The sequence below is a fragment of the Streptomyces sp. NPDC051576 genome, assembly GCF_040681835.1.
Lineage (GTDB): Bacteria > Actinomycetota > Actinomycetes > Streptomycetales > Streptomycetaceae > Streptomyces.
The window spans coordinates 506,324-522,363 of the sequence record NZ_JBFAZO010000002.1 but is presented as its reverse complement, the minus strand read 5'-3'; the positions used below and the strand labels follow the sequence as shown (position 1 = coordinate 522,363).

The 16,040-nt window shown below is 71.1% G+C and carries 12 protein-coding genes; 5 read left to right on the top strand and 7 right to left on the bottom strand.

Going from position 1 to position 16,040, the window contains the following annotated elements:
- The first annotated feature begins 63 nt into the window (after positions 1 to 63).
- Positions 64 to 669 carry a GPP34 family phosphoprotein gene (locus tag AB0M63_RS08245; protein WP_366018827.1) on the top strand — a complete coding sequence of 202 codons (606 nt, stop codon included), beginning with the start codon at positions 64 to 66 and terminating at the stop codon, positions 667 to 669.
- 114 nt (positions 670 to 783) lie between these two features.
- On the opposite strand, the gene AB0M63_RS08240 is transcribed toward AB0M63_RS08245, so the two are convergent.
- Positions 784 to 2,244: a HAMP domain-containing sensor histidine kinase gene (locus AB0M63_RS08240; protein ID WP_366018826.1), complete on the bottom strand. Its 1,461-nt coding sequence runs from the start codon at positions 2,242 to 2,244 to the stop codon at positions 784 to 786.
- Complete coding sequence (locus AB0M63_RS08235; protein WP_355915014.1) at positions 2,241 to 2,930, bottom strand: response regulator transcription factor; 690 nt, start codon at positions 2,928 to 2,930, stop codon at positions 2,241 to 2,243. The genes AB0M63_RS08240 and AB0M63_RS08235 overlap by 4 nt, the downstream gene beginning before the upstream one ends.
- Before the next feature lie 150 nt (positions 2,931 to 3,080).
- Between AB0M63_RS08235 and AB0M63_RS08230 the strand changes: the two genes are divergently transcribed.
- Complete coding sequence (locus tag AB0M63_RS08230) at positions 3,081 to 4,424, top strand: ferredoxin reductase family protein (protein WP_366018992.1); 1,344 nt, start codon at positions 3,081 to 3,083, stop codon at positions 4,422 to 4,424.
- 48 nt (positions 4,425 to 4,472) lie between these two features.
- On the opposite strand, the gene AB0M63_RS08225 is transcribed toward AB0M63_RS08230, so the two are convergent.
- A complete protein-coding gene (locus AB0M63_RS08225) occupies positions 4,473 to 5,663 on the bottom strand; it encodes a transposase (protein ID WP_366018825.1) in 1,191 nt (396 codons plus the stop codon).
- A gap of 83 nt (positions 5,664 to 5,746) precedes the next feature.
- On the opposite strand from AB0M63_RS08225, the gene AB0M63_RS08220 reads away from it, so the two are divergent.
- From AB0M63_RS08220 to AB0M63_RS08210, 3 genes are all read left to right on the top strand, one after another.
- The gene (locus tag AB0M63_RS08220) at positions 5,747 to 5,905 is read left to right on the top strand and encodes a toxin-antitoxin system HicB family antitoxin (RefSeq protein WP_366018824.1); all 159 of its coding nucleotides are present in this window, start codon (positions 5,747 to 5,749) and stop codon (positions 5,903 to 5,905) included.
- Between the two features lie 84 nt (positions 5,906 to 5,989).
- Entirely contained in the window at positions 5,990 to 6,682 is a 693-nt protein-coding gene (locus AB0M63_RS08215) for an FMN-binding protein (protein ID WP_366018823.1), read from the top strand.
- A 1-nt stretch (position 6,683) separates the two neighbouring features.
- Complete coding sequence (locus AB0M63_RS08210) at positions 6,684 to 7,436, top strand: FAD:protein FMN transferase (protein WP_366018822.1); 753 nt, start codon at positions 6,684 to 6,686, stop codon at positions 7,434 to 7,436.
- Between the two features lie 702 nt (positions 7,437 to 8,138).
- Here AB0M63_RS08210 and AB0M63_RS08205 read toward each other — a convergent pair.
- The 4 genes from AB0M63_RS08205 to AB0M63_RS08190 form a co-directional block, all read right to left on the bottom strand.
- A complete protein-coding gene (locus AB0M63_RS08205) occupies positions 8,139 to 10,220 on the bottom strand; it encodes a glycosyltransferase family 39 protein (protein ID WP_366018821.1) in 2,082 nt (693 codons plus the stop codon).
- Complete coding sequence (locus AB0M63_RS08200) at positions 10,217 to 11,059, bottom strand: dolichyl-phosphate beta-glucosyltransferase (protein WP_366018820.1); 843 nt, start codon at positions 11,057 to 11,059, stop codon at positions 10,217 to 10,219. Before AB0M63_RS08200 ends, AB0M63_RS08205 begins: the two co-directional genes overlap by 4 nt.
- Before the next feature lie 154 nt (positions 11,060 to 11,213).
- The gene (gene fxsT, locus AB0M63_RS08195) at positions 11,214 to 14,543 is read right to left on the bottom strand and encodes an FxSxx-COOH system tetratricopeptide repeat protein (RefSeq protein WP_366018819.1); all 3,330 of its coding nucleotides are present in this window, start codon (positions 14,541 to 14,543) and stop codon (positions 11,214 to 11,216) included.
- Positions 14,540 to 15,841 carry a CHAT domain-containing protein gene (locus tag AB0M63_RS08190; protein ID WP_355914993.1) on the bottom strand — a complete coding sequence of 434 codons (1,302 nt, stop codon included), beginning with the start codon at positions 15,839 to 15,841 and terminating at the stop codon, positions 14,540 to 14,542. Before AB0M63_RS08190 ends, fxsT begins: the two co-directional genes overlap by 4 nt.
- Positions 15,842 to 16,040: the final 199 nt, after the last annotated feature.

Below are 16,040 nucleotides of genomic sequence, written 5' to 3'. Positions count from 1 at the left end.
ACGGAATTATGTAAACGTTGGGTGTCGGTGCCCCCTCGCATAAGCCGCGCTAGGTTGGCCCCCATGAGCACACCGCGGGACCTGATGATCGTTGCCATGGATGTCGTACCCGAGCGCCCCGTCGAGACGGGTGATCTCTCGCTCGCGCTCGCCGGAGCGGAGGTGATCGACCTCCTCGCTGCCGATGCCGTCACGCTGGACGGCGACCTGATCGTGCCGAACCTCCAAGTACCCCTGGAGGACGGCCTGTTGGACGAGTCCGCGACCTCGCTCGTGCGGGAGACGCCGTACGAGTCGGTCGAGGACTGGCTGTGGCGGCGCGGGCGTGGACTGTCGTTGGCCTATCTGACCGCGCTGGAGGCGGAAGGACTGGTCGCCCGGCAGCGCGCCCGCTGGATCCCGGTCCGCACCGGCCGCACCGCGCTGGTCGACTCCCCGGCCCGCACCCGTGCCACCGACCGCTGGACCGAGGGCGAGCCCGTCCTCGCCCAGCTCGCGGCGGCTGTCGGCATCCGTGCCGTGCCGGACGAGGACTCCGCGAAGATCACCGACGAGGCCCTGAACGCGGTCCTCGCCGTCGTCCACGGCGCGGTGACGGAGTTGGAGGCTGTGCGTCAGCGGAAGACCGTGGAGGACGCGGCCTACGACAATGTGTGGCGCGGTATGTGACGGCGACTTCCGGACTTCTGGGCACGTCAACTGGCGGCAACGCAGAGCCAGTTGGTGTTCCTGTGCCTCAGGTGACGCCACGTCACCCATGGTAGGCGCAAGCTGTGGAGGAGCCTAGGGTGACGAAGGAGGCGAGACCGCCCCCAGCGGGACCGTCACCGTGAACACCGTCGCCCCCGGCTCGGCCACCAGCTCCACCGTGCCGCCGTGTGCCTCCGTCAGTGAGCGGGCCACCGCGAGGCCGAGGCCGCTGCCGCCCCGGTCACGGCTGCGGGCCTTGTCGACGCGGTAGAAGCGGTCGAAGACCTGGTCGCGGTCGGACTCGGGGATGCCGGGGCCGGTGTCGGCGACCTGTACCGACGCCGTGGCGGCGCCGACCGAGACGGTCACCGACACCTTGGTGCCGGGCGGGGTGTGCACGGCCGCGTTGGTGAGGAGGTTGTCCAGGACCTGCCGGACGCGGACCGGGTCGACGCGCAGCCGGACCGGGGACGGCGGGACCGTCACGGTCAGCGGACGGTCCGGGTGCCCGGCGCGGAAGGCGTCCGCCGCCTGCCGGACCAGGTCCACCAGATCCGTGTCCTCCGGCCGCAGCGGGGTCTCCACGTCCGCCGCGTCGAGCCGCGCGAGCAGCAGGAGGTCGTCGAGGAGCACGCCCATCCGGGCGGCCTCGGCACGCAGCCGGGCCAGATGCCTGTCCCGCTCCTCGGGCACGTTGGCGGCCGCGTACTGGAACAGGTCCGCGTAGCCGCGCACCGACATCAGCGGCGTCCGCAGCTCGTGCGAGGCGTCCGCGACGAAGCGGCGCAGCCGCTGCTCCGCCTCCGCGCGCACCGCGAGCGAGTCGTCGATGTGCTCCAGCATCGTGTTGAACGCGGTGCGCAGCTCCTCCACCTCGGGCCCGCCGTCGCGGTTCTCGGCGCGCAGCGGGAGCCGGGCCGCCGAGTCGGTGAGGTCGTGCGAGGCGATGCCGTGCGCGGTGTGCGCCATGTCGCTCAGCGGTTGCAGCCCGCGCCGCAGCAGCCTGCGGCCGAGCACCACCAGGGCCAGCAGCGCCAGCCCGAAGGCGACCACCTGGATGATCACGAGCTGTCGTACCGTCTCGTCGATGTCGCCCATCGGCGCGCCGCTCACCAGCACCACACCGGGTTCGACCTCGCAGCCGCGCAGCCGGTACTCGCCCTCGCCGGTGAGGTTCTCGGTGCGCAGCACATGGCCGCCCGAGGCGATCTGCGCCCTGGCCACCGAGGTGAGGTCGGCGATGTCCGAGGGCAGGTCCGAACTCTCCTCGGGCTTGCGGAGCACCGGAGTGCCGTTCGAGACGTCGTACACCGCGTAGTACCAGCGGTAGTACTTCTTGCCCTGGAGCGTGCCGCTCGTCGCGATGGACTTGGACTGGCCCCCCTGGGCGAGCCCGAGCTGGTCGTCGAGCTGGGCCGACAGATAGTCCCGCATGTACGTCGTCAGAGCGGTGCCGACGACGGCGAACGCCACCAGGGCCAGCGCACCGAGACCCAGCGCGAGCCGTGTGCCCAGCCGCAGCCTGCGCCAGTTCTGCCGCATCCGCCCGATCACTCGGCGGCCTGCCGGATCACATAGCCGAAGCCGCGCACGGTGTGGATCAGCGGATCATGCCCCTCGTCGAGCTTCCGGCGCAGCCGGCTGACCACCAGCTCCACCACATTGGAGCGGCCGCCGAAGCCGTACTCCCACACGTGGTCGAGGATCTGCGCCTTGGTGAGCACGGTCGGCGACTTGCGCATCAGATAGCGCAGCACCTCGTACTCGGTCGGGGTGAGGGTGAGGAGCCGGTCGGCGCGGCGCACCTCGCGGGTGTCCTCGTCCATCGTCAGATCCGCGACCCGCAGCACGGAACGCGGGAAACCTGGCCCGGCGCTGCGCCGCAGCACGGTCCGCAGCCGGGCCATCAGCTCCTCCACCGCGAACGGCTTGACCAGGTAGTCGTCACCGCCCCGGGTCAGCCCGGCGACCCGGTCGGCGACCGCGTCCCGCGCCGTGAGGAACACCACGGGCACCATCGTCCCGGAGCGCCGCAGCCGGTCCAGGACCCCGAACCCGTCGAGTCCCGGCAGCATCAGATCCAGCACCACGATGTCCGGTACGAACTCGGCGGCCACGCTCAGCGCCTCCTCACCGGAGTACGCGCACGCGGCCTCCCAGCCCTCGTACCGGGCGACCGTCGCCACGAGGTCGGCGATCGGCGGGTCGTCGTCCACGACGAGGAGTCGAACTTTGTCCACCCGCTCATAGTGCTGCACGCGCCGATCCGCGCCAGACCCGGTGGTCCGCCGTGCCCACATCGATAACCACTTGAAAGTTGTACGACAGGAAAACGACAGCTCCCCGAGGTGAAGCTCGACTCCCAGGACCCGATCAAGGAGCTGCCGTCCGTGACGACCGTCCAATCACCCCCTGCGCCCCCCACGGCGATACGCCCCAGGGTGGTGGCCCGCACGAGTCTGTACGCCGTGCTGGTCGCGAACGTCGCCGTGGTGACCGTCTTCTTCGCCCAGGCCGGAACCGCCTCCAACGCGCTCATCGTCATCGGCCGCCTCCTCGGCCTCTACGGCGCGCTCGTCATGGCCTTCCAACTGCTGCTGGTGGCCCGCCTGCCCTGGCTCGACCGCCGCATCGGCATGGACCGGCTGACCTCCTGGCACCGCTGGACCGGCTTCGCGCTGCTGTGGACGCTGCTCGGGCACCTTGTGTTCATCGCCTTCGGCTACGCCCAGGGCACCGACACCGGCCCGGTCGGCGAGGTCGTCGACCTCGCCGAGACCACCGAGGGCATCCTGCGCGCGCTGGTCGCCTTCGCCCTGATCCTCGTCATCGGCGCGACCTCCGCCCGCTACGCCCGGCGCCGGCTCGCCTACGAGACCTGGCACTTCATCCACCTCTACACCTACGTAGCGGTGGTCCTCGCCTTCACCCACCAGGTCGCGGTCGGTACGACGTTCACCGCGTCGCCCGCCGCCACGACGTACTGGTACGCCCTCTGGGGCGTCGCCCTCGGCTCGGTGGCCCTGGGCCGGCTGGTGCTGCCGCTGTGGCGCAACTGGCGCCACCAGTTCCGGGTCTCGGCGGTCGTCCCCGAGTCGGACACCGTCGTCTCCATATACATCACCGGCCGCGACCTCGACCGGCTCCCGGCCCAGGCCGGCCAGTTCTTCCTCTGGCGCTTCCTCACCAAGGACCGCTGGTGGCAGGCCAACCCCTTCTCCCTCTCGGCCGCCCCCGACGGCACCCGCCTCCGCCTCACCGCCAAGACCGCCGGCGCCGGCACGGCCGCCCTGCGCCACCTCAAGGTCGGCACCCGCGTCTTCGCCGAGGGCCCCTACGGCGCCTTCACCACCCTGCACCGCAGGAAGCCGGAATCCCTGCTCATCGCGGGCGGCGTCGGCGTCACCCCCATCCGCGCCCTGCTGGAGGACCTGGAGGGCCATGCCGTCGTCGTCTACCGCGTCGCCACCGACCGCGACGCCGTCCTCTACGACGAACTCACCGAACTGGCCCACACCAAGGGCGCCCAACTGCACCTGGTCACCGGCCCGCCCGTCCCCGACAAGCTGGCCCCGCGTGAACTGGCCCTGCTGGTACCGGACATCGCCGACCGGGACGTCTTCCTGTGCGGACCGCCGCCGATGATGAACGCGGTGCTGCGCACCCTCGGCGACCTGGGCGTGCCCAAGCAACAGATCCACTTCGAGCGTTTCAGCCTGGCGGCGGCGGGATGAGAGAGACACCTTGAATCCTCCCCCTCGTGAACGAGGGGGATTCCTGGCTCAGGCTGCCTCCGGGAGCAACGCCCCCGGAAGTCTTACGCCCTCGACACCAGCCGGGTTGAGACCAGCCCGGACCAGCATCACGCGCGCGGAGTTCTTGTCCCGAGGCGAGACGACTCCGCACGCGGTGCAGGTGTAGGTACGTTCCGAAAGAGGAAGTGCGTGCTTGGTTCTCGCTCCGCACGACGCGCAGTCCATGGTGGTGTGCGCGGGATGCACGAGACGGATGTCCCGTGTGTGCTTGCGGCCCATCTCGATCAGAGCCTGTTTGGTGGCGCCGATCGCCGCGTCAGCGGCCTTACGGGCCATGGTGGTCTTCGCGAGGAACTTCGGCTTGAAGTCCTCGACGGCGATGGCGTCATGGTCGGTCACAACGCGTTTGGCCCACTTGCGGGCGGTGTCCTGCCGTCGGCGGGCGACCTTCTTGTGCAACTTCGCGGTCTGCAGTTGCGCCTGGCGGTAGCCGCGCGAGGCGGCCTGTCCCTTCACCGGCTTCCTGCGGGCCATCATCCGCTGGTAGCCGGCCAGACGTTGAGCGGCGTTCTTGCCGTGCTGCGGGTGGGGGAGGTCGTGGGCGTCAGAGGTGGTGGTGGCGGTCTCCTTCACCCCCCAGTCCACGCCGAGCACGCGGCCCGTCCTCGGGAGCGGCTGCATTTCGGTCGGGACGACGAACGAGGCGTACCAGTGGCCGAGGGCGTCCTGATGGACACGCACGCTGGTTGGGTCGGAAGGCACGTCGCGGGACCACACCAGGGTCAGAACTACCCCGCCCGCCAGGTGCAGGCGGCCGTCCTTCAGGCGGAACCCGCGCCGGGTGTAGTTCAGCGTGGGCAGTGCGTCCCGCTTGCGCTTGATGCGGGGCATCCCGGCGCGCTGCCGCATCGGCAGTCCGGCCTTGATGTCTTTCATGGCCTTGGCGCGGGACTTGGCGAAGTCGCGGATGGTCTGCTGCTGCGGCACGGAGGCGCCCTCACGCAGCCACGCCATCGCGTTGCGGGCTTCGGTCAGCAGCTTGTCGAGCTGGGCCGGGCCGCACGTTGTGTTCTCGACCGCGTCGCGGTTCGCGGTGTGGACCTTGCGGGACATGGCCACGCACTCGTTCCAGATCCAACGACAGCGCGCCCACTCGGCCATCAGGCCGGTGCGGGCGGTCGACGACACGCGGAGCCGGTAGGTGTACCGGGCATGCACGGCACCCTCCGAAACCTTCTATCGCATCACCGTGGTGTCACTTTACCACCAGCAGGTCACTCGAAATCCACTACTCTGGGGTCATGGATGAAGAAAAGCGCATCACGCTCCGTCTGCCCGCCGACCTGCACGCATGGCTGGTTGCTCAGGCCAGGTTCGCCCGCAGATCCCTCAACTCCGAGATCGTCTACCGGCTGGAGGTCGAGCGCGACGCCGCCGCGGCAGACGCCGAATCGCCCTGACGGCGATTCGGCTTTTCCTGCCCTGCTCCGTAGGAGTCCGATTCCTCCCCGGCCTGAAGGCCGGAGCATCCTCGGAGGAACCCGGTGAAGCGAGCCATACCTGTCGTCGCGCTGAGCATCGCGGGCCTGGTCCCGGTCTGGCGCTACGAACCCTCCATCGGCACTACGACGACCTCCACCGCCGAGCCCGTCACGACACCGTCCGCCTCCGCTACGTCCGGAACCGTCGTCAAGGGCACCACGATCCAGACGGAGAAGGGTCCTGTCCAGGTCCAGGTGACCTTCGACGGCGACAAGATCACCGCGGTGAAACTGCTCCAGCAGCCGGACCATCCGCAGACCGTCGCGGCGGTGCCGGTGCTGGTCTCGGAGACGCTGAAGGCGCAGAGCGCGGACGTCGACACGGTGTCCGGGGCGACGATCACCAGCGACGCGTACAAGAAGTCGCTCCAGGCCGCCATCGACGCCAACGACAAGGCCACGTCCGCCTCGCCCTCCGCCACCGCGTCGCCCGCGAAGCAGACCGTCGCGGGCCCTGCGATCAACACGTCCAAGGGCACCGTCCAGGTGCAGGCGACCTTCGAGGGCGACAAGATCAGCGCGGTCAGCATGCTCCAGCAGCCTGACCACCCGCAGACCGCGGCAGCGGTGCCGGTGCTGATCTCGGAGACGCTGAAGGCACAGAGCGCGAAGATCGACGCGGTGTCCGGCGCCACGATCACCAGCGACGCCTACGTCCAGTCGCTCCAGGCCGCCATTGACGCCAAGGGGGCCTGAGATGCGGAGAGTTGAGCATGTCATGGGCTTCCCGGTGTCGCTGCGGGTCGATGACGAGGACATCGGCATCGGTATTGGCGAGGAGACCGCCGACGCGCTGTTCTCCTGGCTGCGCGAGGTCGACGCCCGCTTCAGCCCGTTCCGCCCGGACAGCGAGGTGTGCCGCTACGACCGTGGTGAGCTGCGACTCCCCGACCTCAGCGCGGACTTGACCGAGGTCCTGGACCTCTGCGAGCAGTACCGGCTCGCGACCGGCGGCGCCTTCGACGTCCGGCTGCCCGGCCGGCCCCTCGACCCCTGCGCGGTGGTCAAGGGCTGGTCGGTGCAGCGGGCGGCGGACTTGCTCACCGCCGCCGGAGCCCGGCGCTTCATCCTCAACGCCGGCGGCGACGTGGTCGTGGCCGGCGGTCCGTGGCGGGTGGGCGTACGGCACCCGGAGCACGCCGACCGACTGTGCGCCGTACTGGAGTTGACCGACGGGGCGGTGGCGACCTCCGCGCGCTACGAGCGCGGCGACCACATCGTCGACGGCCGCACCGGCCGCCCCGCGACCGGACTCCTCAGCCTCTCCGTCGTGGCCCCCTCACTCACCGAGGCGGACGCCACGGCCACCGCGGCCTTCGCGATGGGCACGGAGGGCGTCGACTGGGCCGCCGCCCGCCCAGGCTGCGAGGTCTTCGCGGTCGACACCGACCGCCGGGTGCGTCGTACGCCGGGATTCCCGGTGGCGGGTGACATTGCGGCTGCGGCTTAGGTCGCGGCCGGGAAGTCTTGTCGGTCACTCGTAGGGCGGCCCGTTTCGCGGTCGCCGTGTAAGCGGCTGGTGTGTCGGGTGGGGGGATCTCCCATGGGTCCGCCGTACGCCGGGACTCTCCGGTCGTGGGTGACACTGAGGCTGCGGTCCAGGTCGTGGCCGGTAAGTCTTGTCGGTCACTCGTAGGGCGGCCCGTTTCGCGGTCGCCGTGTAAGCGGCTGGTGTGGCGAGTGGGGGCATCTCCCATGGGCCCGCCGTACGCCGGGACTCCCCGGTCATGGGTGACACTGAGGCTGCGGTCCAGGTCGCGGCCGGGAAGTCTTGTCGGTCGCCCGTAGGGCGGCCCGTCTCGCGGCCGGCGCGCAAGCGGCCGGTGTGCCGAGTGGGGGCATCTCCCGCGGGTGCGTCGTACGCCGGGATTCCCGGTGGCGGGTGACACTGCGGCTGCGGCTTAGGTCGCGGCCGGGAAGTCTTGTCGGTCACTCGTAGGGCGGCCCGTTTCGCGGTCGCCGCGTAAGCGGCTGGTGTGGCGAGTGGGGGTACCTCCCAGGTCCTTGAGTCGGTGGGGGAGTGTGGTGGGCATCGCGAGGTGGGCTGGACCTTTGCCGACCCGGCGTGGCGCGTCGCGACATGCGGAAGGGCCGCCGGGCGCCCCCGGCGGCCCTTCCTGTCGGGAAGTGGCTCAGTGAATTCGGATGTGGTTCAGCTGACGTCGGAGGCGTCCAGGCGGTACAGGCCGCTGTAGGCGGACACCGCCGTGCCGTGGGCCTTGACCCAGGTCGCGATCTCGGAGTTGGTGCTCTGACCGCCGCCGCTGCTGCTCACGGTGATGTAGTGCAACTGGCCGGACTTCACCAGGGACTTGAGCTTGGCGAGGGTCATCGCGTTGTCGCTGCCGGACCAGCCGCCCATGGAGATCACGGGCTGTCCGGACTCCAGGATGATCGAGGACGCGGTCTGGTCGGTGGCCACCGCGAGCAGCCAAGTCGCCCCGTCCTGGTGCTTCTTGAGGTACGAGATCATCGCGGACGAGACCTGGGTGTCGCCGCCCATACCGCCACCGCCACCGGCAGTCTGCGTACCGGACTCGGATTCGGAACCGGACTCCGAAGCGCTGCCCGAGGGCTGGGCGCCGGACGGCGCCGTACCGCTGGGCTTCGTACCGGACGGGGCCGAACCGCTCGGCTTTGTACCGGACTTCATGCCGCTCGGGGCACCACCACCGCCCCCGCCCATACCGCCACCGGTGCTCGGACCGGCCGTCGGGTTCGTGCCGTTGGTCGAGGTTGTCGCCGCCGAGACCGAGTAGGCCGCGGGGCCGGCGAGGAGGGCGACGATGGCGGCGAGGGCCGCGAAGCCCATCAGACGGTGGCGCTGGGTGAACCGGCCGACCAGCAGGCCGAGTACGGAGGCCGCGCCCGCCACGGCGACGACGATCTCCGCGACCGTGTACACCGTGCCGGAGCCGGAGACCCGCTGGAGCAGGACGACCGCCCAGACCGTGCTGACCGCGATGGCGAGGGGCAGCACCCAGGCCCACTTGGCCGCCGTGCCCTCACGGAAGGCGCGGTAGAGCATGACCCCGCCCGCACCGGCCACGGCCGCGATACCGGGCGCCATGGCGGTGACGTAGTACGGGTGGAAGGTGCCCTCGGCCAGCGAGAAGGTCAGGAAGTGCAGGACGAACCAGCCGCCCCAGAGCAGCAGTGCCGCGCGCTTGGCGTCCGTGCGGGGAGCGCGTCCGCGCAGTACCAGGCCGGCGATCAGCGCGATGGCCGCGAACGGGATCAGCCAGGAGATCTGGCCGCCCATGATCTCGTTGAACATCCGGTACAGGCCCGAACTGCCGCCGAACGAGGCCCCGTTGCCCTGCGAGCCCACCGACGAGCTGGCGCCGAAGATCCGGCCGAAGCCGTTGTAGCCGATGACCAGGTCCCACACCGTGTTGTCGGTCGAACCGCCGATGTAGGGGCGGGAGGAGGCGGGGATCAGGTCGACGATCACCATCCACCAGGCGCTGGAGACGATCAGCGCGACGGTGGCGACGGCGAGGTTGCGGACGCGCTTGCCGAGGGAGAGGTTCGTGGCCCAGAGGTAGACGACGAAGAACGCGGGCAGGACGACGTACGCCTGCATCATCTTGGTGTTGAACGCGAAGCCGATCGCGACCGCCGACCACACCAGCGGCATCAACTTCCCGTTGCGCACGGCCTTCAGGAGGGCCACCGCGCCGAGCATCATCAGCAGGACGAGGATCGGGTCCGGGTTGGTGTCGCGGGTGATGGCCACCGTGATGGGGGTGAAAGTGAGGACGAGCGCCGAGACGGTGCCCGCGACCGCGCCGAAGTCCCGCTTCACCTGCCGGTACAGCAGGGCGACCGAGCCGGTGCCGGCCGCGACCATCGGCAGCATCAACTGCCAGTTCCCGTAACCGAATACGCGGGCGGACAGGCCCATCACCCAGAGGGCGAACGGTGGTTTGTCGACCGTGATGAAGCTGCCGGAGTCGAGCGCGCCGAAGAAGAACGCCTTCCAGCTCTTGGTGCCGCTGTAGACGGCGGCGTCGTAGAAGGAGTTGCCGGTGATCGAGGTCAGGTTCCAGGCGTAGAGGGCCGTGGCCAGCAGCAGGATCGCCCACAGGGTCGGGCGGGCCCAGCGCGGGTCCTCCTCCGGGCCCGTGAAGAGCCTTCTGGCACGGGAGTTGAGGCCGCCGTCGGCGGGCGGGCCCGCCCGGTGCGAGGGCCGGGTGCCTTCCTGGGCGGGCGGCGGGGCGAGGGTCGTCATGACGCGTACTCCAGATTCTCCGAGCGGGAAGCGATGCGTGCGTCGGCACCCGCCCTGGCGGTCCAACGCGGGCGGTGGGGTACGGCGGCGATGCGGGCGCGGCCGGTGACGGTCTGCCTGAACATGCGGCGCATGCCCTTGAGGTCGTCGAGGGCGGTACGGACGATGTCGACACGGCTGTCGGGGTCGTCGATCCAGTCGACCGGGACCTCGTGGATGCGCAGCCTGTTGCGCTGGGCGAGGACGAGCAGTTCGGTGTCGAAGAACCAGGCGGTGTCCTCGATGTGCGGGGCGAGCGCCCGGAACACCTCGGTGCGGACGGCCTTGAAGCCGCACTGCGCGTCCGAGAAGCGGGCCCCGAGGGCCGCCTTGAGGAGGAGGTTGTAGGAGCGGGAGATGAACTCGCGCTTGGCTCCGCGCTCGACCGCCGACTGCCGGTGCAGTCGGCTGCCGATGGCCACGTCGCTGTGGCCGGACAGGAGCGGAGCGACCAGCGGGAGGAAGCCTTCGAGGCCGGTGGACAGATCGACGTCCATGTACGCGACCACGTCCGCCTCGGAGTCGCTCCACACCTGCTTCAGCGCGCGGCCCCGGCCCTTGGCGTCGAGGTGCACGGCGTGCACGTGCGGCAGCCGCCGGGTCAGATCGAGCGCCTCCTGCCAGGTGCCGTCAGTGCTCGCGTTGTCCGCCACGGTGATCGTGAACGGGAACGGGAAGGACGTTTCGAGGTATGCGTGGAGACGGCCGACACTGTCGGCGAGGACGTGCGCCTCGTTGTACACCGGCACCACGACCTCGACCGACCGCTGCCGGACGCCTCCCGCGTTCTGTTCGTTCATGACGGTGACTTTCCGGTCCCCGTCTGTGGCGTCGCTGAGCCTTTGCTGAGGGGCCGATGAGAATCAGCGGACTCACAGGAAGCCCACAGTGCTCTCAGGTCCGGCCCCAATACTGGGGCCCGGAAAGGCAGTTCGGACGGGCATCGGGCGGGCTTCAGATGGGCTGTGGCTCGAAGTCCCAGCCCGGTGGTTCCTCCGCTCCCGTCGACAGCGCGTCCTCGCAGGCCCGGACGAGCGGATGGCCGTCGCCGACGACCCGGCGGGCCCGCAGCAGGGTGTCCCGGCGCAGCTCGGCCGCCTCGTCCGGGCGCCCCGACAGCCGCCGGACCGCCGCCGCGTTCAGGGCGCAGCCCAGGGTCCATGGATGATCGGGGCCCACGGCGTTCGCCATGTTCCGCAGGGTCTGCTCGATCAGCCGCGTCCCGGCGGCCCGCTCGCCGCCGAGCCACAGCAGCAGGCCCCGGTTGCCCAGGACACCCACGGTGTACGGGTGGTCGTCGCCGAGCAGATGCCGGTACCCGTCGGCCACCGCGTCCGTCAGCTCGGCGGACTCGGCGAGCTCGCCGTGCGAGCGCAGGAAGGAGGCGTGGTCGGCCTGGACCATCAGGGTCATCGGATGCCGCACGCCCTGGAGGTTCTGGCACCGCTCGACCAGACCGCGCAGCAGGTCGGCGGCGGCCGGTACGTCGCCCGAACGACGCAGGCACAGCGCCTGGTTGTGCAGGGCGGCCAGGGTCTGGGGATGGTGGTCGCCCATCGTCCGGCGGTGCAGCGCGGAGTTGGTCTCCTGGAGGGCGGTGGCGTCCCGGTGGCGGCCCAGGAGCCGTAGCGAGCGGGCGTAGGTGAGGCCACTGAGCAGGGTGGCCTGGTGGTGCGGGCCGAACGACTGCTGGCGCAGGTCCAGGAGTTGGGCGTGCACATCGGCCGCCTCCTGGTAGCGGCCGAGGAGGCCGAGGGCGACGCCGAGGTTGTTGAGGCAGGCCTGGGTGCGGGGGGCCTGAGGCCCGTCGAGGACGTCGTAGGCCAGCCAGACCTGTTCGAAGAGCTGGTGCGCCTCGTTGAAGAGGCCGAGCGCCATCAGGGAGCCGCCGAGGCCCGCCTCGGCCCGCAGCAGTTCGAGGTCGTCGGAGGCCCGCTCCTCGGCCAGCTGCTCGACGACGGACCGGCCGACGGCCTCGGCCTCGCGGTAACGGCCGCAGCGGCGCAGCATGTTGGCGTGCTGGTGCACCAGGACCAGCATCGACGGATGGGTGGGCGCGAGCCTGATCCGCCAGCGGGCCAGGACCTGTTCGCACAGGGTGAGACCGGTGCTCTCCTCGTCGCGCAGCCGCAGGTACTCGATGCAGTTGAGGACGAGGTCGCGCACCGGGTCCTCGGGACTCTCCAGCGCGCCCGACGGATGCAGATGCGGCAACAGCTCGGCGTAGACGGGCCAGTTGGCGACCTCGGACGGGGAGCGGGGGTCGGCCGAGACCAGGACCCGGCAGGCCACGGCGGAGAGTTCGTCCCGCTCGCCGGGGGTGAGGGTGCGGCGCAGGAACCGGTGATAGAGGCGGTGCATCTCCACGCTGTCGACATAGCCGACACTGTCCGAGGGCTGGACGTAGTCCATCCGTACGGCGGTGGACTCGGACAGCCGGCGCAGCGCGCCCAGCCAACGGGCCGGATCGGCGGCCAGGTCGGCCAGCAGGGTCGGCAGATCGCCGGGGCGGGCCCGCTGGAGCTGGCGTACCGGGATCGAGCCGGGCGAGAACATGGCGAACAGGCGCAGCAGTTCGGTCGCCTCGGGGCTGTCCTGTCGCAGGGAGTCGAGCGTGAGGGCCCAACTGGTCTGGAAGCCGATCGGGTAGTCCGGCAGGGTCTGGATGCCGATCTCGTCGGCGTCGGCCCGGCGCAGCAGCGCGATGTACTCGGCCGCCGGCATCCGGTTGGCGTCCAGCCAGGCCGCGGTCTGGGCCAGCAGCAGCGGGAAGTCCTCTACGGCGTCGGCGAGTTGGTCGGCCTCCTCCTCGGTGAGCCGCTCCACGTGCCGGCGCGCGTAACTGATGCTCTCCGCCCGGGTGAAGCGCTCCACCTGGACCTCGGCGACCCCGCCTGAGGTCGCCCAGCCCTGCGTGAGGGTCGTCACGGCGACATGGCCGCCGGTCTCGGGCAGCAGGTCGTAGACCTGTTCCAGGTCGTCGGCGCCGTCGAGGACGAGCAGCCAGCGCCGGTGCGGGCGGCCGGTGCGCAGCGCCTCGCGCACCGCGCGGACCCGCTCGGGCAGCGCGCTGCTGTCCGCGAGACCCAGCGGCTCGGCGAGGTCGGCGAACTGCTGGCGGGCCGTGGCCCGAAAGCTCGCGCTGATCCACCAGACCACGTCGTACTCGTTGGCGAACCGGTGCGCGTACTCGGTCGCGATCTGGCTCTTGCCGACGCCCGACATGCCCCGCAGGGCCACCCGGGCGCCCGAGGGCGGGCCGTTCTCGAAGAGGGCGCGCAATTCCTCCAGGACCGTGTCGCGGCCCGTGAAGCGGAAGTTGCGGCGCGGTACGTTCCACACCGCGGGCGGCGCGTCCGGGAAACGCGGGGCAGAGTCGTCCTCGGGCCGGGGCCTGACGTGCTCCAGGTCGAGGGTGGCCAGGAGCCGGCGCAGCGCCTCGGCCGGCTCCAACTCCCGCAGATTGACCGGGCCCAGCACGGCGGTCGAGGCCGGCAGGGCGCGCGTGGAGAGGTCCACGGCGGCGAACCGGTCGGGGTCCGCGGTGACCACCGTGCCCAGCGCCTCGCCCCACTCCAGCTCGGTGCGGTGGCCGAGCCGCAGATACTCCTCGTCGAGCAGCAGCAGCACCCGGCCGGGGGCGGCGAGGAGATCGGCCAGCAGCCGGGCCAGCGGCGGTCCGGGCGGCGGGTCCCAGCGCAGCAGGAGCGTCTGGCAGCCGTGGCGCTCCAACTGGCGGGCCGTCCACACGGCCCACGCGCGGTCGGTGCCGGCGTAGCTGATCGTGATGTGGTGGGGCGACCAGACGCCGGACACCGGACGCCGTCCGATGCGTTGGCCCGGGGCGGTGTCCTCGCCCGGCAGGGTGGCGGTCCTGCCGTTCAGCGCGGGCACGACGACATGCCCCTGACCTACGACGGCGTCCGCGACGATCTCGCTGGGCAGCTCGACGGTGCGGACCGGGACACCCCAGCGGTTGCTGATGGTCAGCCAGATCGTGGCCTGGCCGGGAGCACGGCTCGCCTTGACCACGAAGCGGGCCGGGCCGTAGGTGCCGCCGAAGCGGTGCAGGACGACGCTGGGTTCGCCCAGGGCCTCGCACACGAACCGGCGGGAGCCGTCCAGGGCCACGCCGAAGTCGAACTCCTCCTCGTCGTAGGGCCAGTCCTCGGCCGCCGCCGGGCCGTTGAGGTCGACGGTGACGAGATAGCTCTGCCCCGCCTGGGCCTTGCGGGGCCAGCCCACCAGGGGCTCGATCAGCAACGCAGCGGGATCGCCGCTCATGTCCTCGCCTCCTGCGCCCGGACGCTGAGCCGGAGCGTGGTCAAGGGGTGTCCGAAGTAGAGGAACATGAAGCTGTAGAGGATCGGCAGGATTTGCCGCTGGCCCTCGGCGTCGAAGCTGTCGTCGTCGCCGTAGGCGAACGGCAGCGGATCGGGCAGATCGGCCACGGCGGCGGCGCGGAAGTCGCGCAGGGCCCGGGCGACCGGCAGTTCGGGGTCGGCGCAGAGCCGTCCGACCAGATCACGGATCAGTATGTGCGCCACGTCGTCGCCGACCTTGCCTGAGGTGGCGATGCAGCCGCCGGCTCCCTTGCGGAGGAAGAGTTCGGCGAAGCCGCGCAGGGCGTTCTCGCCGAGCGGGCGGTTGTTCACGAACCGCGCGGAGTGGCAGGCGTTCAGGCACACCAGGGTGCGGCGGCCGTCCAGCGCGGACATGTCCAGTCCGTTGAGTTCGTTCCAGGTGACCGTGCCCAGCTTGAGCTTGTAGAGGTTCGGGCCGTGGGTGGCGTGGCAGCCCATGTAGACGAGGCCGGCGCCGAGTCCGGGGCGGGCGAGTTCGGTGAGGAAGGTGCGGGTGGTGCCGAAGTGCCCTCGGTGCTCGAAGCCGTCGAACACGGTGGCGTCGCGGCGCATCTCCTCCGCGTAGTAGCCCAGCACATGGCCCGAGCAGACCGCCGGTTCGTCGAACGGCGTGCGGCCGGCCTCGCGGATGGTGGTCCAGCGCACCACGGTCACCAGGGCGCCCAGGATGCCGTCGTCGACGCCGAGGTCCCGGCCGCCGGTGAGCCGCAGCATCTCCCACGGGATGTCGTAGTCGGTGTCGTCCCAGATCACCAGGTGCAGCTCGGCGCCGAACCGGGCCCGCAGTTCGTTGATCCAGCGCACCACGTCCTCCTGGTGCCCCGACCACTCGGCGACCGCCCGGAAGATCTCCGTCGGCAGGAACCCGTCCGGCCGCAGATTGCTCAGCGCGAGCCCGCTCGGCCGCAGCCGGGTGTCCTCCGAGTCCAGCGACAGCTCCAGATCACCGCTGTGCCCGGTCAGCCAGAACACCTCCTCCCCGCGCTCGTCATAGGCCCGGTTCACGGCCAGCTTCGCGAACCCGACCGGCAGCCGGGCATCCGGATCGACAGCGGTCGCCGCGAGCGACACGGGTTCGTACGGCTCGGCCACATGCTCGGGCACACCCGCGGTACGGGGAGCGACGAGCGCCTCGGGCGCGGGCCTGCGAGCGGGCGCCCCGGGCCCGAGGGGGACGGCTCCGCCGAGGGCGCGGGGGCCGGGGGGTTCAGCGGGCACTGGGCACCCCCGGGGTGTGGTCGGGCGGGGTCGGGGCTGTGGGGGCGGGCGGGCCCGTGGGCGGTTCGGTCCCGACGAAGGCGCGGGGGCCGGGGGGTTCGGCGGGCGTCGGGCACGCCCAGAGTGGGTGGGGGTGTGCCGAGGTCGCGGAGGGCAGTGGTGCCGCTGGGGTATCGGGCCCGCCGCGAGCGTGTCGGCC

What these genes read in the sequence shown, in the direction of transcription:
- AB0M63_RS08200 (WP_366018820.1), bottom strand. Translation starts at nt 11,059, where the DNA reads ATGAACGAACAGAACGCGGGAGGCGTCCGGCAGCGGTCGGTCGAGGTC.
- AB0M63_RS08220 (WP_366018824.1), top strand. Translation starts at nt 5,747, where the DNA reads ATGGATGAAGAAAAGCGCATCACGCTCCGTCTGCCCGCCGACCTGCAC.
- AB0M63_RS08245 (WP_366018827.1), top strand. Translation starts at nt 64, where the DNA reads ATGAGCACACCGCGGGACCTGATGATCGTTGCCATGGATGTCGTACCC.
- fxsT (WP_366018819.1), bottom strand. Translation starts at nt 14,543, where the DNA reads ATGAGCGGCGATCCCGCTGCGTTGCTGATCGAGCCCCTGGTGGGCTGG.
- AB0M63_RS08210 (WP_366018822.1), top strand. Translation starts at nt 6,684, where the DNA reads ATGCGGAGAGTTGAGCATGTCATGGGCTTCCCGGTGTCGCTGCGGGTC.
- AB0M63_RS08205 (WP_366018821.1), bottom strand. Translation starts at nt 10,220, where the DNA reads ATGACGACCCTCGCCCCGCCGCCCGCCCAGGAAGGCACCCGGCCCTCG.